At 72.3% G+C, this 20,551-nt stretch carries 18 protein-coding genes; 12 read left to right on the top strand and 6 right to left on the bottom strand.

All coding sequences use genetic code 11. From position 1 onward, the window contains the following. The first annotated feature begins 172 nt into the window (after positions 1–172). On the top strand, positions 173–1,879 hold the full coding sequence (gene leuA / locus EV190_RS12500; RefSeq protein WP_133741709.1) for a 2-isopropylmalate synthase: 1,707 nt from the start codon (positions 173–175) through the stop codon (positions 1,877–1,879). Positions 1,880–1,978: 99 nt separating this feature from the next. Here the strand turns inward: leuA and EV190_RS12495 are convergent, their stop codons facing one another. Continuing rightward, positions 1,979–2,752 carry a CAP domain-containing protein gene (locus EV190_RS12495; RefSeq protein WP_341770549.1) on the bottom strand — a complete coding sequence of 258 codons (774 nt, stop codon included), beginning with the start codon at positions 2,750–2,752 and terminating at the stop codon, positions 1,979–1,981. Between the two features lie 272 nt (positions 2,753–3,024). Between EV190_RS12495 and recO the strand changes: the two genes are divergently transcribed. The 4 genes from recO (at position 3,025) to EV190_RS12475 (ending at position 6,429) form a co-directional block, all read left to right on the top strand. Continuing rightward, positions 3,025–3,756 (top strand): DNA repair protein RecO, encoded by a 732-nt coding sequence (gene recO, locus EV190_RS12490; protein WP_133741707.1) that lies wholly within the window; start codon positions 3,025–3,027, stop codon positions 3,754–3,756. Further along, a complete protein-coding gene (locus EV190_RS12485; protein ID WP_133741706.1) occupies positions 3,753–4,607 on the top strand; it encodes an isoprenyl transferase in 855 nt (284 codons plus the stop codon). The genes recO and EV190_RS12485 overlap by 4 nt, the downstream gene beginning before the upstream one ends. Continuing rightward, positions 4,604–5,386: an SGNH/GDSL hydrolase family protein gene (locus tag EV190_RS12480; RefSeq protein ID WP_133741705.1), complete on the top strand. Its 783-nt coding sequence runs from the start codon at positions 4,604–4,606 to the stop codon at positions 5,384–5,386. Before EV190_RS12485 ends, EV190_RS12480 begins: the two co-directional genes overlap by 4 nt. Before the next feature lie 245 nt (positions 5,387–5,631). Beyond that, a complete protein-coding gene (locus EV190_RS12475) occupies positions 5,632–6,429 on the top strand; it encodes an SGNH/GDSL hydrolase family protein (RefSeq protein ID WP_133741704.1) in 798 nt (265 codons plus the stop codon). Positions 6,430–6,492: 63 nt separating this feature from the next. On the opposite strand, the gene EV190_RS12470 is transcribed toward EV190_RS12475, so the two are convergent. From EV190_RS12470 to EV190_RS12455, 4 genes are read right to left on the bottom strand one after another with little or no spacing between them, the layout of a single operon-like run. Next, positions 6,493–6,879, bottom strand: coding sequence for a Fur family transcriptional regulator (locus tag EV190_RS12470; protein WP_133741703.1), 387 nt, complete (start codon positions 6,877–6,879; stop codon positions 6,493–6,495). Then, positions 6,876–7,778, bottom strand: a complete 903-nt coding sequence (locus EV190_RS12465; protein WP_133741702.1) for a metal ABC transporter permease — start codon at positions 7,776–7,778, stop codon at positions 6,876–6,878. Before EV190_RS12465 ends, EV190_RS12470 begins: the two co-directional genes overlap by 4 nt. After that, positions 7,771–8,586: a metal ABC transporter ATP-binding protein gene (locus EV190_RS12460; RefSeq protein ID WP_133741701.1), complete on the bottom strand. Its 816-nt coding sequence runs from the start codon at positions 8,584–8,586 to the stop codon at positions 7,771–7,773. Before EV190_RS12460 ends, EV190_RS12465 begins: the two co-directional genes overlap by 8 nt. Before the next feature lie 31 nt (positions 8,587–8,617). Continuing rightward, a complete protein-coding gene (locus tag EV190_RS12455) occupies positions 8,618–8,977 on the bottom strand; it encodes a DUF6703 family protein (RefSeq protein WP_133741700.1) in 360 nt (119 codons plus the stop codon). Between the two features lie 116 nt (positions 8,978–9,093). Between EV190_RS12455 and EV190_RS12450 the strand changes: the two genes are divergently transcribed. Both EV190_RS12450 and EV190_RS12445 read left to right on the top strand, forming a co-directional pair. Continuing rightward, on the top strand, positions 9,094–9,393 hold the full coding sequence (locus EV190_RS12450) for an antibiotic biosynthesis monooxygenase family protein (protein ID WP_133741699.1): 300 nt from the start codon (positions 9,094–9,096) through the stop codon (positions 9,391–9,393). 205 nt (positions 9,394–9,598) lie between these two features. Continuing rightward, complete coding sequence (locus tag EV190_RS12445; protein ID WP_208113161.1) at positions 9,599–10,987, top strand: glycine--tRNA ligase; 1,389 nt, start codon at positions 9,599–9,601, stop codon at positions 10,985–10,987. A 282-nt stretch (positions 10,988–11,269) separates the two neighbouring features. Here EV190_RS12445 and trhA read toward each other — a convergent pair whose 3' ends face one another. Then, positions 11,270–12,019 carry a PAQR family membrane homeostasis protein TrhA gene (gene trhA / locus EV190_RS12440; RefSeq protein WP_394345521.1) on the bottom strand — a complete coding sequence of 250 codons (750 nt, stop codon included), beginning with the start codon at positions 12,017–12,019 and terminating at the stop codon, positions 11,270–11,272. A 396-nt stretch (positions 12,020–12,415) separates the two neighbouring features. Between trhA and ppdK the strand changes: the two genes are divergently transcribed. The 5 genes from ppdK (at position 12,416) to EV190_RS12415 (ending at position 20,504) form a co-directional block, all read left to right on the top strand. Beyond that, positions 12,416–15,091 (top strand): pyruvate, phosphate dikinase, encoded by a 2,676-nt coding sequence (gene ppdK / locus EV190_RS12435; RefSeq protein ID WP_133741696.1) that lies wholly within the window; start codon positions 12,416–12,418, stop codon positions 15,089–15,091. A gap of 180 nt (positions 15,092–15,271) precedes the next feature. Next, complete coding sequence (locus EV190_RS12430; RefSeq protein WP_243742538.1) at positions 15,272–16,417, top strand: YdcF family protein; 1,146 nt, start codon at positions 15,272–15,274, stop codon at positions 16,415–16,417. A 109-nt stretch (positions 16,418–16,526) separates the two neighbouring features. Next, a complete protein-coding gene (locus tag EV190_RS12425) occupies positions 16,527–17,762 on the top strand; it encodes a deoxyguanosinetriphosphate triphosphohydrolase (RefSeq protein ID WP_133741811.1) in 1,236 nt (411 codons plus the stop codon). A gap of 334 nt (positions 17,763–18,096) precedes the next feature. Beyond that, positions 18,097–19,800 (top strand): ribulokinase, encoded by a 1,704-nt coding sequence (araB, locus tag EV190_RS12420; protein WP_208113160.1) that lies wholly within the window; start codon positions 18,097–18,099, stop codon positions 19,798–19,800. 17 nt (positions 19,801–19,817) lie between these two features. After that, complete coding sequence (locus EV190_RS12415) at positions 19,818–20,504, top strand: L-ribulose-5-phosphate 4-epimerase (protein ID WP_133741695.1); 687 nt, start codon at positions 19,818–19,820, stop codon at positions 20,502–20,504. Positions 20,505–20,551: the final 47 nt, after the last annotated feature.

Here is a 20,551-nt window from a genome sequence, read left to right as displayed (position 1 = left end):
CTGCCGTGCCGGGTGCGGGGGGTCTGCTAACGTGGCTTTCGTTATGCTGCGCGAGCTGCTCCTTCTTAGCGGCCGCGGCGGGGGCCGATAGGCCGGCTCCCTCGCCGCGGGGCTTCGACCTGTCTGTTGTCGGCCTCATCGACCGCGAGAAACCTTTCCAGGAGCCTTCACAATGGTGCCGCAGCAAAAGCCCAGTGGTATGCCCTTCCAGCGCTACCAGCCCTTCCCGCCGGTGGATCTGCCCGACCGCGCCTGGCCGTCCAGGACCATCACCCGGGCGCCCCGGTGGCTGTCCACCGACCTGCGCGACGGGAACCAGGCGCTGATCGAGCCGATGGACGGCGACCGCAAGCGCGAGATGTTCGACCTGCTGGTCCGCATGGGCTACAAGGAGATCGAGGTCGGCTTCCCCGCGGCCAGCCAGACCGACTTCGACTTCGTGCGCTCCCTGATCGAAGAGGACCGCGTCCCCGACGACGTGCAGATCTCCGTGCTGACCCAGGCGCGCGAGGAGCTGATCGAGCGCACCGTGCAGAGCCTGGTCGGGGCGAAGCGGGCCACCGTGCACCTGTACAACGCGACCGCGCCGGAGTTCCGCCGGGTGGTGTTCGGGGTGGACCGTGACGAGTGCAGGGCCATCGCGGTCGAGGGCACCCGGCACGTGCTGAAGTTCGCCGAGCAGTACCTGGGCGACACCGAGTACTTCGGCTACGAGTACTCGCCCGAGATCTTCATCGACACCGAACCGGACTTCGTCCTGGAGGTGTGCGAGGCGGTCATGGACGTCTACCAGCCGGGGCCGGGCCGCGAGATCATCCTGAACCTGCCGGCCACGGTCGAGCGCGCGACGCCCAACGTGTACGCCGACCAGATCGAGTGGATGAGCCGCAACCTGTCGCGCCGCGAGCACGTGTGCGTCTCGGTGCACCCGCACAACGACCGCGGCACCGGTGTGGCGTCGGCCGAGCTGGCGGTCATGGCCGGCGCCGACCGCGTCGAGGGCTGCCTGTTCGGGCACGGCGAGCGCACCGGGAACGTGTGCCTGGTCACGCTGGGCCTGAACCTGTTCAGCCAGGGCGTGGACCCGCAGATCGACTTCTCCGACATCGACGAGATCCGCCGCGTCGTCGAGCACTGCACCCAGCTGCCCGTCGCGCCCCGCCACCCCTACGGCGGCGACCTGGTGTACACGGCTTTCTCGGGCTCGCACCAGGACGCCATCAAGAAGGGCCTGACCGCCCTGGAGGCCGACGCCGGGGCGGCGGGCGTCCCCGTGGCGGAGTACCCGTGGAAGGTGCCGTACCTGCCGATCGACCCCAAGGAGGTCGGCCGCAACTACGAGGCCGTCATCCGGGTCAACAGCCAGTCCGGCAAGGGCGGGGTCTCCTACATCCTGCAGCGCGACCACGCCGTCGACCTGCCGCGCCGCCTGCAGATCGAGTTCTCCCGGGTGGTCCAGGAGTTCACCGACGCCGAGGGCGGCGAGTTCGACGGCGAGCGCATCTGGGAGGTCTTCACCCGGACCTACCTGTCCGACGAGGGACCGGTCGGCGTGATGGCGCACCGCTCCCGGACCACCCCCGAGGGCGAGTACCAGATCAACGCCGACGTGCGGGTGCGCGGCGAGATCCGTGAGATCGAGGGCAGCGGCAACGGCCCGATCTCGGCCTTCGTGGACGCGCTGTCCGGTGTCGGGGTCAAGGTCCGCGTGGTCGACTACAGCGAGCACGCGATGAGCGAGGGCGGCGACGCCCGCGCGGCCGCCTACGTCGAGGCCGAGGTGGACGGCCGGGTCTTCTGGGGCGTGGGGATCAGCAGCAACATCACCACGGCCTCCCTGAAGGCCGTGTGCAGCGCGGTCAACCGCGCCGGGCGCTGACGCCGGCCCCCGGGGCCCCGCCGGTGGCCGCGCGCGAGGCGCAGCGCCTCGCGCGCGGCCACCGCGTTCCGCGGTGGTGCGGGACTTCGTGCACCGGGGTCAGGACCGGCCGAACAGCTGGGTCCAGGCGCTGCCGGACTCGCCGACGCCCAGGGCCTTGTTGTCGCAGTTGAGGATGTTCGACCGGTGGCCGGGGCTGTTCATCCAGGCGTCCATGACCTCCTGGGCGGTTCTCTGGCCCTTGGCGACGTTCTCGCCCGACCAGGCGTCGTAGCCCTGCGCGCTCGCGCGGTCGCCCGGACCGCTGCCGTTGAGGCCGGTGTGCGACATGTAGTCGTTGGCGTCCATGTCCTCGCTGTGCAGCTGCGCCGCGGCGACCAGGCGCTCGTCCGAGTGCACGGGGCCGCATCCGGCGTCGGCCCGCTCGTCGTTGACCAGGGCGAAGACCTGGGCGCTCAGGGTGTTCATGGAACCGGTGTCGCCGCCTCCGCCGCCCGATCCGCCTCCGCCGTCCGATCCGGCCCCGCCGTCGGCCCCCTGTCCGCCGCCGCCGGACCCGCCGTCGGGTCCTGTCCCGTTCCCCGCGTCCGTGTCCGCGTCGGAGTCGGAGTCGTCTTCTACTTCGAGTTCGACGCCGTCCCGGCTGTTGCCGGCCCCCTCGGTGGGCCTGGGGGAGGGCGGCGCGGAGCTCTGCCCGGGTTCGGGGCTGGGGAAGAAGTCCGGTGTGGGCGCGAAGGCGTCGTCGGGAAGGACCGAGCCCGGCGCCTGGGCGAGCGGGCTGTCGCCGCCGTTGTCGGACACGGACGCCGTGTTGAGTGTGAGGGCCGCGGCCAGGCCGAGGCCGACGGGAACGGCCAGCACCGCTCCGATCACGGGGCCGCGCCAGCGGTTCCGGCGGCCGGCCCGGCGCCGTGCCCGGCTGCCGCGGCGTCGACGGGATGCCCCGGATCTTCGCCCGGGTCGAGCATCGTGTGGCATTCGCCCTACCTCCGTTCGATGGTGCGGAAACTCCTGTTGGCGGGAGATCGTAGACCAAAGTAAGGGGAAAAGTGTTATCTGGGTGAAACATCCCTGTTGGTTGGGGGTGCGGGGAAATGGGAACCGCCGCGGTCGCCTGAGCGGACCGCATCGGCGACAATGGGGGGGTGAGCCTCTACCGCGACGAGGGAATCGTCCTTCGCACCCAGAAGCTGGGAGAGGCCGACCGCATCGTGACCCTGCTGACCCGGCGCACCGGGCTGGTCCGCGCGGTCGGCAAGGGCGTCCGGCGCACCAAGTCCCGTTTCGGCGCGCGGCTGGAGCCGTTCAGCCACGTCGACCTCCAGCTGCACACCGGCAGGACGCTGGACATCGTCACCCAGGCCGACACCCTGCACGCCTACGGCGGCCCCCTGGTCGCCGACTACCCGCGCTACACGGCCGGGACGGCGATGCTGGAGACCGCCGAGAAGATCGTGATCGTGGAGAAGGACCCGGCGCTGCGCCAGTTCCTGCTGCTGCTGGGCGGCCTGCGCACGCTCGCCGGAGGCGGGCACGACCCCCGCCTGGTGCTGGACGCCTACATGCTGCGCTCCCTCGCCGTCGCGGGGTACGCTCCGGCGCTGGAAGAATGTGCCCGCTGCGGTTCGCAGGGGACGCACCGCAACTTCGCGGTGCACGCCGGGGGCATGGTGTGCACGGTGTGCCGTCCCGCGGGCTCGGCGACACCGGCGCCCGCCGTGGTCGCGCTGATGCTGGCGCTGCTGCGCGGCGACTGGGAGCACGCCGACGCCAGCACCGAACGCGACCGCGGCCAGTGCAGCGGCCTGGTGGCCGCCTACCTCCAGTGGCACCTGGAGAACGGAATCCGATCTTTGCGCCTTGTGGAGCGTGCGTGAGCCTGTACAACGCCTTCTCGTCCAAGTCCGACCGGCGGGCCCCGGTCCCGCCGGCGCCGCACCCCAGCGGCGCCCGGGCACCCGAGCTGCCCAAGGAGCTCGTCCCCAAGCACGTGGCCGTCGTCATGGACGGCAACGGGCGCTGGGCCAAACAGCGGGGGCTGCCCCGCACAGAGGGGCACAAGGCCGGAGAGGCGTCCCTGTTCGACGTGATCGAGGGCGCGCTGGAACTGGGCGTGCCCTACCTGTCCGCCTACGCCTTCTCCACCGAGAACTGGAAGCGCTCGCCCGAGGAGGTGCGCTTCCTCATGGGCTTCAACCGCGAGGTGATCCGCCGCCGCCGCGACGAGCTGAACGCGCGCGGGGTGCGGGTGCGCTGGGCGGGGCGGCCCGGGCGGCTGTGGAAGAGCGTCATCAGCGAGCTCACCGACGCCGAGGAGATGACCAAGGACAACACCCGGCTCACCCTGCAGTTCTGCGTGAACTACGGGGGGCGGGCGGAGATCGCGGACGCCGCCGCGGAGATGGCGCGCGACGTGGCCGCCGGCCGGCTCAAGCCCGACCGGATCACCGAGGCCACGCTCGCCAAGTACCTGTACAAGCCGGACATCCCCGAGGTCGACCTCTTCGTGCGCTCCTCGGGCGAGCAGCGCTTCTCCAACTTCCTGCTCTGGCAGTCCGCCTACGCGGAGTTCGTCTTCCTGGACACGCTCTGGCCGGACTTCGACCGCCGCCACTTCTGGCACGCCTGCGAGATCTTCGCCAGCCGGGACCGCCGCTACGGCGGCGCGGTGCCCAACCCGGTGGAGCCGTCGGCCGCCCACCCCGCTCCCGGGGAGGCGCCCCGATGAGCCCGCTCGGCGAGGGCGAGCGGGTCGACTACGTGGCGATCGGCGACAGCTTCACCGAGGGCGTCGGCGACTGGTACCCGGACGGCGGCGCGCGCGGCTGGGCGGACCGGTTCGCCGGGCACCTGGCGGGCCACGCGGGGGAGGTGCGCTACGCCAACCTCGCGGTGCGCGGCAAGCTGCTGCGCCAGGTCATGACCGAGCAGCTGCCGCGCGCGGTGGAGCTCCGGCCGGACCTGGCGACGTTCAGCGCCGGCGGCAACGACCTGCTGCGCCCCGGCGGGGACCCGGACCGCCTGGCGCGCGTCCTGGAGATCGGGGTGCGGCGGCTGCGCGAGGCGGGGGCCGAGGTGGTGCTGTTCACCGGTGTCAACATCTCGCGCGGGTACATGAGCGGGCTCATCGGGCCGTTCGCCCGGTACTACCTGAACATCCGCTCCATCGCGGACCGGTACGGCTGCCACCTGGTCGACCAGTGGTCCATGCCGGTGCTGGCCGACGCGCGCGCCTGGGACGCCGACCGGCTGCACATGTCCCCCGAGGGGCACCGCAGGCTCGCGCTGGGAGTGTGCGAGGTGCTGGGCGTGCCCACGGAGGAGCGCTGGGACGAGCCCTGGCCCGAGGCCGCCCCGGTGGCCTGGCGCCAGGCCAGGAGCGCCGACGCCCGCTGGGCGCGGGAGTTCCTGGGGCCGTGGGTGGTCCGCCGCCTGACCGGCCGCTCCTCCGGCGACTCGGTCACGGCCAAGCGCCCCGATCTGGAGAGCTACCCGTCCGGCCGCTGAGCTTCTCGTCGGCTGCGCGGGACGCTCGGCCATCGAAGCGGCGCGAGCCCCGGCAGGCCGTCTCCGGCACGGAGGGGGCACCCGACCGCCCGACGCGGCGTTTCGGAAAGCCCGGCACGGCGTGTGCGACGGATCACGTCCCGGGGAGGCCCCGCTCGCCTCGGGCGTGACCCCGGTTACAAAAACGGACGATTCGCCAACCTACTGTCGCGTAACCATGGACCCGCGTTGCATGCTCGTCTACCATGAGCGGCTTTCAGATCGGGCAGGACATCATCTCCTACGTGGCACTCGGCGACAGTTTCACGGAGGGCCTCAGCGATCCCTATCCGGACAGCGCCGGCTTCCCGCAGGGCCGCTACCGGGGCTGGGCGGACCGGTTCGCCCAGCACCTGGTGGACCACGCGGAGGAGGTGCGCTACGCCAACCTCGCGGTGCGCGGCAAGCTGCTGCGCCAGATCCTCACCGAGCAGCTGCCCCGCGCGGTGGAGCTGCGCCCCGACCTGGTCACCGTCTGCGCGGGCGGCAACGACCTGATCCGCCCGGGGGCCGACCCCGACGCGCTCGCGGAGGAATTCGAGGCCGGCGTGCGGAGGCTGCGCGCCACCGGTTCCGAGGTGATCGTCTTCACCGGTTTCGACACCGGGTTCCAGCCGGTCATGCGGCACCTGCGCGGCAGGATCGCGACCTACAACATGCATCTGCGCGGGATCGCCGACCGCCACGGCTGCCACGTCGTGGACCTGTGGAGCATGCGGGTCCTCCAGGACCGCAGGGCCTGGAACTGGGACCGGCTGCACCTGTCCCCCGAGGGGCACGCCCGGCTCGCGCTGAAGGTGTGCGAGGTCGTGGGGGCGCCGGTCGAGGGCGACTGGAGCGAGCCGTGGCCGGAGGACCGGCGGGTCGACTGGCGGGCGGCCCGCCAGGAGGACCTGCTCTGGGCGCGGGAGTTCCTGATGCCGTGGATCCACCGCCGCCTGACCGGCCGCTCCTCCGGTGACGGGCTCGGCCCCAAGCGGCCCAACCTCGAACGGCTGGGATGAACAGGGGAGGGGCGCCCGGCGACCAGGTCACCGGGCGCCCCTCCGGTGTGAGGGCGCGCCGGGCTACCGCCGGGCGGCGGCCGCGCAGTCGGCGCAGGTGCCGAACAACTCCAGCGTGTGCGTGAGGTCGACGAAGCCGTGCTGGGCGGCCAGGTCGTCCGCCCAGCTCTCCACCGCGGGGCCCTCGACCTCCACGGCCTTGCCGCAGCTGCGGCAGACCAGGTGGTGGTGATGGGTGTCGGTGGCGCAGGCTCGGTAGACGGCCTCGCCGTCGTCGGTTCTCAGGACGTCGACCTCGCCGGAGTCGCTCAGAGCCTGGAGCGCCCGGTAGACCGTGGTCAGGCCGATCTTGGACCCCTCGGCGCGCAGGGCTGCGTACAGGTCCTGGGCGCTGCGAAAGCCGGTGCTCTCGTTCAGCGCCTGGCGGACCGTCTCGCGACGTGTGCTCATGTCGATATGCTCCCCGGATCTGTCGCGGAAATGGTATCCGCCATCGGTTCCGCGCGCGCGTCCCGGCCGGCGCCGGAACGCCTGCCCCGTCGGGCCCGCAGCACGGCCCCGGCCCCCGAGGCCACCGCGAACACCGCGATCGCGATCAGCACGATGGAGGACCCCGGAGCGGTGTCGGTGTAGAACGCCGCGGACAGCCCCGTCAGCGCGGACAGCACGCCGATCAGCATGGCCAGCCCCGTGGTGACCCGGAAACTGCGGGTGAGCTGCTGGGCCGCCGCCACCGGGACCACCATCAGCGCGCTGACCAGCAGCGCCCCGACGACCCGCATCGCGATCACCACGGTGACCGCGGCGACCACCGCGATCACCATGCCGAGGAAGCGGACCGGGAGCCCGTGCGCGCGGGCCACCTCCTCGTCCTGGCAGAGCACGAACAGCTCGCGTCCGAAGTAGGCCAGCACGGCCAGCACGGCCGCGGCCAGGACGGCCACCACGTACACGTCCTGCTGGTCCACGGTGCTGACCGAGCCGAACAGGAAGCTGGTGAGGGTGGCGGTGCTGGCGCCGGGGGCCAGCCCGGTCAGGAACACGCCGCCCGCGATGCCGCCGTAGAACAGCAGCGCCAGGGCGAGGTCACCGCTGGTGCGGGTGTGCACCCGCACCAGTTCGATCAGGACCGCCCCGACGACCGCCACGACCAGCGCGGTCAGCACGGGGGAGTTGCCGGTGAGGAAGCCCAGGCCCACGCCGGTCAGCGCGACGTGCCCGATGCCATCGCCCAGCAGTGCCAGGCGGCGCTGCACGATGAAGACGCCGATGACGGGGGCGGCGAGCCCGACCAGCGCGGCGGCGATCAGCGCGCGGACCATGAAGTCGTACTGGAGCAGCTCAATCACGGCGGGAAACCTCGATGACCGGAACGGCCGCCGGGGTCCGGTCGGCGTCGGCGTGCGGGTGGACGTGGTCGTGGCCGGGCCGGGCGCAGTCGCCTTCGGGCCGCGGGGGCGCCCCGTCGTGCGCGATCACGCCGTGGTCCAGGGTGACGGAGCGCCGGATCAGCGGTTCCAGCGGGCCGAGCTCGTGCAGCACCAGGACGACGGTGGCGCCCCGGTTCGACAGTCCCTCGATGGTCCGGGCCAGGGCCTGCTGGTTGGCGGCGTCGACCCCGGCCATGGGCTCGTCCATGACGAAGACGTCGGGCCCGCCCGCGAGGGCGCGGGCGATCAGCACGCGCTGCTGCTGCCCGCCGGACAGCTCGTGCACGGAGTCCCCGGCGCGGTCGCCCAGCCCCACCGAGGCCAGCGCGTCGTCGACGGCCGCGCGGTCCGCGGCCGAGGGCGGCAGGAACCGGCGCAGGCGGTTGATCCGGCCGGAGGTCACGACCTCGCGCACGGTGGAGGGGACCCCGCCGCCCGCGGACAGGCGCTGGGGCACGTATCCGATCCGGCCCCAGTCGCGGAACCGCCGCAGCGGCACGCCCCTCACCGAGACCTCTCCCCCGGCGAGCGGGACCAGGCCCAGCATCGCGCGCAGCAGGGTGGACTTGCCCGACCCGTTGGCGCCCAGGACGGCGACGACCTCGCCCTGGCGGACGTCGAGGGAGACGCCGCGCAGCACGGGCCTGCGGTCGTACTCCACAACGGCGTCGCGTACGGAGAAGGCCAGCGGGGAGGAGGTTTCGGCAGGTGAGGCTTGTGGTAACACCCTTACAGTTTGACGAGAACGAAAATGATTGTCAAAATACCCCGCTCTGCAGTACTCCGAGCCCGAGCAGGGTCGCCACCACCACGCACCGCGTCGCCCGCTCCGGGCGCCGCAGCCGGGGCCAGGCCAGGAACGCCAGCCAGCCGATGAACGCGGCCAGGAGCGCCAGAAGCAGCGCGCCGGCGATCCCGGCGAGCAGCAGTCCGGCGAAGAGCACGCCGACCATCCCGACGGGCAGCACCCACCGCGGCGCGTTGTGCAGCACCACCAGCGGGACCGCGCTGCGCCGCTCGACCGCTCTGCGCAGCGGTGACGCGCCGGGCGTGAAGAACGAGCCCCCTTCCGGCAGTGGACGGTTCTTCCGCTCGGGCTCGTGGCGGTCAGGGGACACCCGGCTTCCTCCATGCGGTCAGGGCGACACGGTAGTCGGCAGCCTACTTAAGGAGAGCCCGCGCGGGGGCCTCCCCCCGTGTCCCGCCGGGGGCGCGGGCGTGGCAGCATGGGCGGGTGATCGTCATCACCAGACACGCCGTCGCGCCCGAGGACTCCGACGACTTCGCGGCCGGCGCGGCCACCGCGCTGGACGCGCTGGCCCGCAGGCCCGGCTACCGGAGGGGGTCGGTGGCGCGCGCCGTCGACGAGCCGGGGCTGTGGACGGTCGTCACCGAGTGGGACGGCCCGGGCTTCTACCGCCGGGCGCTGTCGAACTTCGACGTCAAGGTCGCCGCGGTCCCGCTGCTGGCCACGGCCAGGGACGAGGCCAGCGCCTTCGAGGTGCTCTCCCGCCAGGAGCCCGTCACCGGGTGAACCCGCCGCAGGGTGGGAAAGGGGTCGCCGCGGCGGCGGCCCGCGCGTATCGTCAAACGGGACAGCACGCCGGAAAGCAGGCGTATCGCCCTTGGTGCGTGTACACGCCCCGAAGTCCAATACGCTTGGCGTTCCGCATTTCCCATCGAGCATCGCGCCCTTCCGCGATCCGCCGACCGCCAGCCGGATGGAGAGTCAAACAACCATGGCCGCAAAGTCAGAGGCAATGGACACCCTGGTCAATCTCGCGAAGCGCCGGGGTCTGGTCTACCCGTCCAGTGAGATCTACGGAGGCCTGCGCGCCTCCTGGGACTACGGGCCGCTGGGCGTGGAGCTGAAGAACAACGTCAAGCGCCAGTGGTGGCGTTCGATGGTCCAGGAGCGCGAGGACATCGTCGGCCTCGACTCCAGCGTCATCCTGGCCCGGGAGGTCTGGGAGGCCTCGGGCCACATCACCGCCTTCGTGGACCCGCTCACCGAGTGCCAGTCCTGCCACAAGCGCTTCCGCGCCGACCACCTCGTCGAGGCGTACGAGGAGAAGCACGGCAGGGAGCCCGCGGGCGGCCTGGCCGACCTCAACTGCCCCAACTGCGGCGCCAAGAACTCCTTCACCGAGCCGAAGATGTTCAACGGCCTGCTGCGCACCTACCTCGGCCCGGTCCAGGACGAGAGCGGGCTGGCCTTCCTGCGGCCCGAGACCGCGCAGGGCATCTTCATCAACTACAAGCACGTGGAGCAGTCGGCGCGCCGCAAGATCCCGTTCGGCATCGGCCAGATCGGCAAGTCCTTCCGCAACGAGATCACCCCGGGCAACTTCATCTTCCGCACGCGCGAGTTCGAGCAGATGGAGATGGAGTTCTTCGTCAAGCCCGGCTCGGACGAGGAGTGGCACCAGTACTGGATCGACACCCGCCTGCAGTGGTACGTCGACCTCGGCATCAACAAGGACAACCTGCGGCTGTACGAGCACCCGCAGGAGAAGCTGTCGCACTACTCCAAGCGGACCGTCGACATCGAGTACCGCTTCGACTTCGTCGGCAGCGAGTGGGGCGAGCTGGAGGGCGTCGCCAACCGCACGGACTACGACCTCAGGACGCACTCGGAGAAGTCCGGCACCGACCTGTCCTTCTTCGACCAGGAGAGCAACGAGCGGTACATCCCCTACGTCATCGAGCCCGCCGCGGGTGTGGACCGGGCGCTGCTCACGTTCATGCTGGACGCCTACTCCGAGGACGAGGCGCCCAACGCCAAGGGCAAGCTGGAGAAGCGCGCCGTCATGCGCCTGGACCCGCGCCTGGCCCCGGTCAAGGCCGCGGTGCTGCCGCTGTCGCGCAACACCGACCTCTCGCCCAAGGCCCGCGACCTCGCGGCGGCGCTGCGCAGGCGCTGGAACGTGGAGTTCGACGACGCGGGGGCGATCGGCCGCCGCTACCGCCGCCAGGACGAGATCGGCACCCCGTTCTGCGTCACGGTCGACTTCGACACCCTCGAGGACGACGCCGTGACCGTCCGCGAGCGCGACTCCATGAACCAGGAGCGCGTCTCCCTGGACCAGGTCGAGCACTACCTGTGGGAGCGGCTGCCCGGCTGCTGACCCCGGAGGTGCGAGGAGGCCCCCGCGCGGACCCGTTGAATCCGCCCCGCGCGGGGGCCTCCCGCGTGCCAGGGGTGTCCGATGAGGCGGCCGTACCCGGGGGGATGTGGTTTCCGGCCGCCTCACCGTGGGTCCGGCCCACCGCACACGGTCGGCCGGGACACCGCCCAACCTACCGAGAGGCCGGTGGGCGGGACGGGCGTCCCCGGGGCCTTTCGCACCTGGAGTCCGACCATGTGAGCGAATCGTGACTCACCCCGCCGAAGCGGTCGGCGGCGCGGTTCACCCCGTCGTGTAGACGACGAAGGACACGGCGATGTAGTGGCAGACGAAGGCCGCGATGGTGAGCGAGTGGAAGATCTCGTGGAAGCCGAACCACCGCGGCGCGGGGTCGGGCCGCTTGAGGCCGTAGACGACCGCGCCCAGGCTGTACAGCACGCCGCCGACCAGGATGAGGATCCAGGTGGCGGGGTGGGTGCCGCCGACGAGCTGGGGGACGAACAGCACCGCGACCCAGCCGATGGCCAGGTACAGCGCGGTGGACAGCCAGCGTGGCGCGTTCAGCCAGAACATCTTGAACAGCACCCCGGCGAACGCGCCGCCCCAGATCAGCGCGGTCATCGCGACGCGCAGGGAGCCGTCGAGCACCAGGAGCACGAACGGCGTGTAGGTCCCGGCGATGATCAGGTAGATGTTCGAGTGGTCCATCCGGCGCAGGACCGCCACCGCCCTCGTGGACCAGCGGCCCACGTGGTACACGGCCGAGGTGCTGAACAGCAGGACCGCGCTGGCCGCGTAGATCGCGCTGGCGAGCCTGGACAGGCCGGTGGGCGCCAGGCAGACCAGGACGATCCCGGCCGCCAGCGCCAGCGGGGCGGTGCCCAGGTGAAGCCAGCCGCGCAGCCGGGGTTTGACCGCCTCGAACAGGTCCGAGGCCGCGGCTCCGGCCCTGCCGAGCGGGCCCTCCCCGCTCCCGTCCGAGTCGCGGGGCTCCTCGTCCCGCGGTGTCCTGCCGGTCTGGTCCACTGACACGTTCTTCTCCGTCACGTCGGCGGCCGGGCGCGCCTGCGCGGTGCCGACCTGGTCCCTCGGACTCTAACCTACGGTAGCGTAGGTTACTTGCCGGTAGAGATGTGGCGATCGGCACACTTCGGTCCTCCGCGTGGCGTAGTGGACCAATTTTTTCGAGTCGCGCTCGGCTTCTCCCGCGCCTCCGCAGTGAGCTGCGCTTTCATCGTCGTCCCGAAGGGCTCCGGGCGTGTGAACCGGGTGGTTTCCGGCCAAATCGACTCTACCAATGGTCTAGTCCAACTACATGTCTCTGACCTGCATAAACGCTAGAATTGAAGGCTAGTTACGGAAGTTCCCGTGCGACGTCGGGTAGAGTCGCGCCCACCTCAGGTCAACCGGCCGTGAAAAGGAGTTCCCGTGCCCCAGTACGTCTTCGAATTCGCCGAGGGGAACAAAGACCTCAAGGACCTCCTCGGTGGCAAGGGTGCGAACCTCGCTGAGATGACCAACCTCGGACTCCCGGTCCCGCCCGGGTTCACCATCACCACCGAGGCGTGCCGGCACTACCTGGAGCACGGGTCCGTGCCCGCGGGGCTGGACGCGGAGATCGACCAGAAGCTGGCGGCGCTGGAGGAGAGGATGGGCAAGCGCCTGGGCCAGGCCGACGACCCGCTGCTCGTGAGCGTGCGCTCGGGCGCCAAGTTCTCCATGCCGGGCATGATGGAGACCGTCCTGAACATCGGCCTCAACGACGAGTCGGTCAAGGGCCTGGCCGCCCAGGCCGGGAACGACCGGTTCGCCTGGGACTCCTACCGCCGCCTGGTCCAGATGTTCGGCAAGACCGTGCTGGGCATCGAGGGCGAGCTGTTCGAGGACGCCATCGACGAGACCAAGTCGCGCAAGGGCGTCACCAGCGACCTCGACCTCGACGCCGACGACCTCAAGGCGATCGTCGAGACCTTCAAGAGCATCGTGCACGAGGCGACCGGCACCGAGTTCCCCACCGATCCGCGCGAGCAGATGCGGCTCGCCATCAAGGCCGTCTTCGACTCCTGGAACGCGCCCCGCGCCGTCCTGTACCGCCGCCAGGAGCGCATCCCCACCGACCTGGGCACCGCGGTCAACGTCTGTTCCATGGTCTTCGGCAACCTCGGCATGGACTCGGGCACCGGCGTCGCCTTCACCCGCGACCCGGCCTCGGGCCAGCAGGGCGTCTACGGCGACTACCTGCAGAACGCCCAGGGCGAGGACGTCGTCGCCGGTATCCGCAACACCGTCCCGCTCGCCGACCTGGAGCGGGTCGACGCCAAGTGCTACGCCGAGCTCCTGGCCATCATGGAGACGCTCGAGACGCACTACCGGGACCTGTGCGACATCGAGTTCACGATCGAGCGCGGCAAGCTGTGGATGCTGCAGACCCGCGTGGGCAAGCGCACCGCCGCCGCGGCCTTCCGGATCGCCAACCAGCTCGTCGACCAGGGCCTGATCACCCTGGACGAGGCCGTGGGCCGGGTCACCGGCGACCAGCTCGCCCAGCTCATGTTCCCCCGCTTCGACCACGCCGCGGACCGAGACCGCCTGGGCCGCGGCATGAACGCGTCCCCGGGCGCGGCGGTGGGCCGCGCGGTGTTCGACTCCTACACCGCCATCAAGTGGTCCCGCAGCGGCGAGAGCGTCATCCTGTGCCGCCGAGAGACCAACCCCGACGACCTCGAGGGCATGATCGCCGCCGAGGGCATCCTCACCAGCCGCGGCGGCAAGACCTCGCACGCCGCCGTGGTGGCCCGCGGCATGGGCAAGACCTGCGTGTGCGGCGCCGAGGAACTCGACGTGGACACCAAGAACCGCCGCCTGGTCGCCCCCGGCGGCCGGATCATCGAGGAGGGCGACGTCATCTCCATCGACGGCACCAGCGGCGAGGTCTTCCTCGGCGAGGTCCCGGTCGTGGCGTCGCCGGTCGTGCGCTACTTCGACGGGGAGATCGACCCCGCCTCGGACCAGGCCGACGACCTGGTGCGCGCGGTGCACCGGTTCATGCAGTACGCCGACGCCGCGCGCCGGATGAACGTGCGGGCCAACGCCGACACCCCCGAGGACGCCGCCCGCGCCCGTCGCATGGGCGCCCAGGGCATCGGGCTGTGCCGCACCGAGCACATGTTCCTCGGCGACCGCCGGTCCCTCGTGGAGCGGCTCATCCTCGCCGACACCGACAAGGAGCGCGAGGAGTCCCTGGCCGCGCTGCTGCCGATGCAGCGCGAGGACTTCGTCGGCATCTTCGCGGCCATGGACGGCCTGCCCGTCACCGTACGCCTGCTGGACCCGCCGCTGCACGAGTTCCTGCCCGACATCACCGAGCTGTCGGTGCGCGTGGCGGTGGCCGAGGCGCGCGGCGAGAAGCACGAGGGCGACCTCCGCCTGCTCCAGGCCGTGCACCGCCTGCACGAGCAGAACCCGATGCTGGGCCTGCGCGGAGTACGCCTGGGCCTCGTGGTCCCGGGCCTGTTCACCATGCAGGTGCGCGCGATCGCCCAGGCCGCCGCGGAGCGGATCCGGGCCGGGGGGCGCCCCCGCCCGGAGATCATGATCCCGCTGGTCGGCACCGTCCAGGAGCTGGAGATCATCCGGGACGAGTCGGTCCGGGTGCTGCGCGAGGTCGGCGAGGAGAGCGGCTTCGACCTCGACTACCCGGTCGGCACCATGATCGAGCTGCCGCGGGCGGCGCTGACCGCCGGGCAGATCGCCGAGAGCGCCGAGTTCTTCTCCTTCGGCACCAACGACCTCACCCAGACCGTGTGGGGCTTCTCGCGCGACGACGTGGAGGCGTCCTTCTTCTCCAACTACCTGGAGAAGGGAGTGTTCGGGGTCTCCCCGTTCGAGTCCCTGGACGTCGACGGGGTGGGGCGGCTGATCAGGATCGCGGTCGAGGAGGGCCGGGCCGCGCGCCCGGGCATCAAGCTGGGCGTCTGCGGCGAGCACGGCGGCGACCCGGCCTCGGTGCGCTTCTTCCACCAGGCGGGACTGGACTACGTGTCCTGCTCCCCGTTCCGAGTACCCGTCGCCCGCCTCGAGGCGGGGAGGGCGGCCGGGCGCTGAGGCGCGCGGCCCTCGCGGGGAGGTCCGCCGCGGACGGCCGGGCCCGGGTGAGCCGCCCGGGCCCGGTCTCCGTTATCGGCCGATGAGGGGCATAGTGGCTGTTAAGGCCGTGGCTTTCTCCTAGCATTGTCATCGGGAGCGCGCGGCGGGAGCGCCTCGCCGCTCCCTGGCCGAGGCAGCGTGGGCGGCACGGTACGCGGCCGAGGCCGGTCGACCCCCGCCGGGCCGAGGAGGCCCGGCCCCTACTCGATGTGCCACGGGCACCAGGGCGACGACCGTTCCGTCTCCGTGCTCGGCCAGGGGGTGAAGGTGCGCACGACCGGTGGAGGACCCGCGGACGATCCGCACGGCGGGAACGAGCGGGACGAGGCGACGCGGGTCTTCACGCGCGCGCCCGCCGAACCGGGGGAGGGCGCGCGGTCCGTCCGGGACGACGACGGGGACGGCGCCGGGCGGACCGACGACGGGCACGCCCAGACCTTCGTCCGGCGGCAGGACGGCGCGCACCCGCAGACCTTCGTCCGGCAGCGGCCCCCGGCCCCCGGACGGCGCGACCCGGGCCCGGGGAACCCGCGCCCCGAACCGCTCGGCGGGGACGACCGCGCGGACGGCGGCGGCCGGGACGACCTCGGCGACGCGGACGACGCGGACGACGCGGACGCGTCGAGCACCCGAACCATGCGGCGCCCGGTCCGTCCCCGGCGCCGCCGCGGTCCGCGGATCGCCGGGATCGCCGCGCTGGTCCTGGTGGTGATCGTCATGATTCCCGTCGCCACCTGGGGCTGGGTCTGGTTCACCGCCCGGCAGGACCAGCGCCCCTCCTCCGACGCGATCGTCGTGCTGGGCGCCAGCCAGTACAACGGCCAGCCCTCGCCCGTCTTCGAGGCCAGGCTGCGGCACGCCGCCGACCTCTACGAGGAGGGGGTGGCCCCCGCCATCGTCACGGTCGGCGGCAACCAGCCGGGCGACAACTTCACCGAGGGCGGCAGCGGCGGCCGGTGGCTGGAGCAGGAGGGCGTCCCCTCCGAGCGGATCGTCGCCATCGGCGAGGGCAGCGACACCCTGGAGAGCCTGGAACTGGTCTCCCTGGCGTTCCGGGAGCGGGGCTGGACCACCGCGGTGATCGTCAGCGACCCCTGGCACTCGCTGCGCTCGCGGGAGATGGCCGAGGGCTTCGGGATCGAGGCCGCGACCTCGCCCGCGCGCTCGGGGCCCGCGGTCCTGGAGCGCGAGACCCAGCTGTGGTACATCACCCGTGAGACCGCCTCGCTGTGGCACTACTGGATCTTCGGGGAGAGCGCCACGGTCCGGGTGGACGCGCTCTGACCCGCGGCGGCCTCCCCGGCGATCGTGGCCTTTCCGGGGTCTCGGAGGCGGTTGGGACCCCGGAAAGGCCACGACCAGCGGGGAGACGGACAGTGGAGTCGTGAGCGCCATGCCAAAGACCTCGGCGGACACCTACAGCGGGCACGACCTGCGGCGGTGGGTCGCGGAGCCGCCCAAGAACCGGGCCCGGGGAGCCTTCGAGCGGGACCGGGCCCGCGTCCTGCACAGCTTCGCGCTGCGCAGGCTCGCCGCCAAGACCCAGGTGGTGCAGCCGGGGGCGAGCGACTTCCCCCGTACCCGGCTCACCCATTCGCTGGAGTGCGCCCAGATCGGGCGCGAACTCGGCCAGGGGCTCGGCTGCGATCCCGACCTGGTCGAGGCGGCCTGCCTGGCGCACGACCTGGGCCATCCGCCGTTCGGGCACAACGGGGAGACCGCGCTGGACGCCGCCGCGCGGTCCTGCGGCGGGTTCGAGGGCAACGCGCAGAGCCTGCGGCTGCTCACCCGGCTGGAGGGCAAGGTCGTCACCGCCGACGGCCGCAGCGCCGGGCTCAACCTGACCCGCGCGGCCCTGGACGCCACCCTCAAGTACCCCTGGGAGCGCGGTCGCGGCCCCGACACGCACAAGTTCAACGCCTACGCCGACGACGCCGACGTCTTCGCCTGGGTGCGCGAGGGCGCGCCGCAGGGCCGGGTCTGCTTCGAGGCGCAGGTCATGGACTGGTCCGACGACGTCGCCTACTCCGTGCACGACCTGGAGGACGGGCTGTACGCCGGGCTGGTCCGGCTGGACGCGCTGCGCAGCCCCGCCGAGCGCTCCGAGGTGTGCGCGACGGCCGCCGCGCGCTACTGCGACGCCGGCCGGGCCGAGCTCGAAGAGGTCTTCGACGGCCTCATGGCCCAGGAGTTCTGGCCGGCTTCCTTCGACGGGGACCTGCGGTCGCTGGCCGCGCTGAAGAACCTCACCAGCGAGCTGATCGGGCGGTTCTGCCGCGCCGCCGAGCAGGCCACCCGCGCCGTCCACGGCTCCGCCCCGCTCACCCGGTACGCCGCCGACCTGGTGGTGCCGCGCGCCCGGCTGCTGGAGTGCGCGCTGCTCAAGGCGGTGGCCGCGCACTACGTGATGGCCCGTACCGAGGCGCGCGAGTACCAGGCGCGCGAGCGCGAGGTGATCGCCGAACTGGTGTCGGCCGTGCGCCTGGGCGCCCCCGGCACCCTCGACGCCCCCTTCCGGGCCGACTACGCCGCGGCGCCGGACGACGCCGCCGCGCTGCGCGTGGTCGTCGACCAGGTGGCCTCGCTCTCCGACACCTCCGCCCTGGCCTGGCACGCCGCCCTGGCCTGAGGCCCGGGCGCCCCGGGACGCCGGGGCGGGACGGCGCGGTAGTGGGTAAGCGCTTGCCAGCAAGCGGGGCCGTGGCGCGGCGACCGTTCTCCCGGTTCGCGGTCTTTTGTGGGGACAGCCCTTGACGCTCCTTAATGTTAGCGCTAACAATGTAGCCCACGTCACATCCCGAGCGGTGTGGGGTGTGACGAGGCGCCCCAGGAACGCCCGCCCCCGCCGATCTCCCGCCCGAGCCACCGCCCGTCCCCGTCGTCGCTCCGGCCCGCCCGGCCGTCCGGGCCGGCGTCCCCTGACCGCGCGCCCGCCCCCGGCGCCTTCGCGAGGAACCTGACAGATGACCAAGAACGCCAGCAGCCCGCCCCGGGAACACCAGTACGTGGTCGGCATCGACTTCGGGACCCTGTCCGGCCGGGCGGTGGTCGCGCGGGTCGCCGACGGCGCCCAGCTCGCCGAGGCCGTCCACACCTACGAGCACGCGGTTCTCTCGGAGGCGCTTCCCGAGAGCCTGGCCGGGACCAGGGTTCCGCTCGCGCCCGACACGGCCCTTCAGGTCCCCGAGGACTACCGGCGGGTCCTGCGCCGGGCCGTGCCCGAGGCGCTCGCCGCGGCGGGGGTGCCCGCGGACCGGGTGGTGGGCATCGGCACCGACTTCACCTCCTGCACGGTCCTGCCCGCGACCGCCGACGGGACGCCGCTGTGCGAAATCCCCGGGCTGGCCGACCGCCCGCACGCCTACCCCAAGCTCTGGAAGCACCACGCCGCCCAGCCGCAGGCGCACCGGATCAACGAGGTGGCGCGGGAGCGGGGCGAGGCGTGGCTGTCCCGCTACGGGGGGCGGATCTCCTCCGAGTGGCAGTTCGCCAAGGCGCTGCAGGTCCTGGAGGAGGACCCCGAGGCGTACGCGCGCGCCGACCGGTGGATCGAGGCGGCGGACTGGATCGTCTGGGAGCTGTGCGGTCGGGAGACCCGCAACGTCAGCACTGCCGGGTACAAGGGCATCCACCAGGACGGGGCCTGGCCCTCGCGGGATTACCTGGCCGCGCTGGACCCCGGATTCGCGGACTTCGCCCGGGACAAGCTCGCCCACCCGCTCGCGCAGCTGGGCACCCGGGCGGGCTCCCTCACAGCACGGGCCGCGGCCTGGACCGGCCTGCCCGAGGGGATCGCCGTCGCGGTCGGCACCATCGACGCGCACGTCACCGCGGCCGCCGCGCAGGCGGTCGCGCCCGGCCAGATGCTCGCGGTCATGGGGACCAGCACCTGCCACATCATGAACTCCGACGTCCCCGCGGAGGTCCCCGGCATGTGCGGGGTGGTCCGCGACGGGATCGTCCCCGGTCTGTGGGGGTACGAGGCCGGGCAGAGCGGCGTCGGCGACGTCTTCGCCTGGTTCGTCGACTCGGCGATGCCCGGGGAGTACGCCCGCGAGGCCGAGCGGACCGGGGTCTCCGGGCACGAGCTGCTCTCGGCCAGGGCCGCGGGCCAACCGGTGGGCGCGCACGGTCTGGTCGCGCTGGACTGGCACAGCGGGAACCGCTCGGTCCTGGTCGACCACGACCTGTCGGGGGTGATCGCCGGGTTGACGCTGGCCACCCGCCCGGAAGAGGTCTACCGGGCGTTGGTGGAGGCCACCGCGTTCGGCGCGCGCACGATCGTGGAGGCCTTCACCGGGGCGGGCGTGCCCGTCGAGGAGTTCGTGGTGGCCGGGGGACTGGCCCGCAACCCCTTCGTGACGGGCGTCTACGCCGACGTCCTGCGCAGGCCGCTGAGCGTCATCGACTCCGACCAGGGGCCCGCCCTCGGCGCGGCCATCCACGCGGCCGTCGCGGCGGGGGCGCACCCCGACATCCACGCCGCGTCGGCGGCGATGGGCGGCCGGCGCGCCGACCGGGTCATGCCCGACCCCGAGCGGGCCGACGCCTACGACCGGCTCTACGCGGTCTACACCGACCTGCACGACCACTTCGGCCGGGGCGGCAGCGACGCGCTGCACCGCCTGCGCCGCATCCGCAACGAGCGCCTCGCATCCCAGAGCTAGCTAAGGACACCCCGACCGTGCGCACCGAAGCAGTCGACCGGCTCCGCGCGGAGGTCTGCCGCCTCCACGCCGAACTCCTCCGCTGGAACCTGGTCACCTGGACCAGCGGGAACATCTCGGCCCGCGTCCCCGACGCCGACCTGATCGTGATCAAGCCCAGCGGCCTGTCCTACGACGACCTGACCCCCGAGTCGATGGTCGTGTGCGACCTCGACGGGGCGGTCGTCGACGGGACGCACAGCCCCTCCAGCGACACCGCCGCGCACGCCTACGTCTACCGGTCCATGCCCGGAGTGGGCGGCGTCGTGCACACCCACAGCCCGTACGCCACCGCCTGGGCGGCCAGAGGGGAGCCGATCCCGTGCGCCATCACCGCGATGGCCGACGAGTTCGGCGCCGAGATCCCGGTGGGCCCGTTCGCGCTCATCGGCGGCGACGACATCGGGAAGGGCATCGTGGCCACCCTCTCGGGCCACCGCTCGCCGGCGGTGCTCATGCGCAGCCACGGCGTGTTCACCATCGGCGCCGACGCCAGGGCCGCGGTCAAGGCCGCGGTCATGTGCGAGGACGTCGCCCGCACCGTGCACCTGGCGCGCCAGCACGGACCGGTGGAGCCGCTGCCCCAGAAGCACGTCGACGCGCTCTACGCGCGCTACCAGAACGTCTACGGTCAGCGCGCCGGGAGCCCCGGAGAAGACGACTAGCCCGAAGGAACCCTCGGCGCGCCTCCTGACGGGGCGGCCGGAAGAGG

This window comes from Actinorugispora endophytica (assembly GCF_004363075.1).
Lineage (GTDB): Bacteria > Actinomycetota > Actinomycetes > Streptosporangiales > Streptosporangiaceae > Actinorugispora > Actinorugispora endophytica.
This window is presented reverse-complemented; position numbering and strand designations above follow the sequence as displayed.

Coding starts and splice junctions, on each gene's coding strand:
- leuA (WP_133741709.1), top strand. CDS start 173: ATGGTGCCGCAGCAAAAGCCCAGTGGTATGCCCTTCCAGCGCTACCAG.
- EV190_RS12480 (WP_133741705.1), top strand. CDS start 4,604: ATGAGCCCGCTCGGCGAGGGCGAGCGGGTCGACTACGTGGCGATCGGC.
- EV190_RS12475 (WP_133741704.1), top strand. CDS start 5,632: ATGAGCGGCTTTCAGATCGGGCAGGACATCATCTCCTACGTGGCACTC.
- EV190_RS12470 (WP_133741703.1), bottom strand. CDS start 6,879: ATGAGCACACGTCGCGAGACGGTCCGCCAGGCGCTGAACGAGAGCACC.
- EV190_RS12445 (WP_208113161.1), top strand. CDS start 9,599: ATGGCCGCAAAGTCAGAGGCAATGGACACCCTGGTCAATCTCGCGAAG.
- EV190_RS12425 (WP_133741811.1), top strand. CDS start 16,527: ATGCCAAAGACCTCGGCGGACACCTACAGCGGGCACGACCTGCGGCGG.
- araB (WP_208113160.1), top strand. CDS start 18,097: ATGACCAAGAACGCCAGCAGCCCGCCCCGGGAACACCAGTACGTGGTC.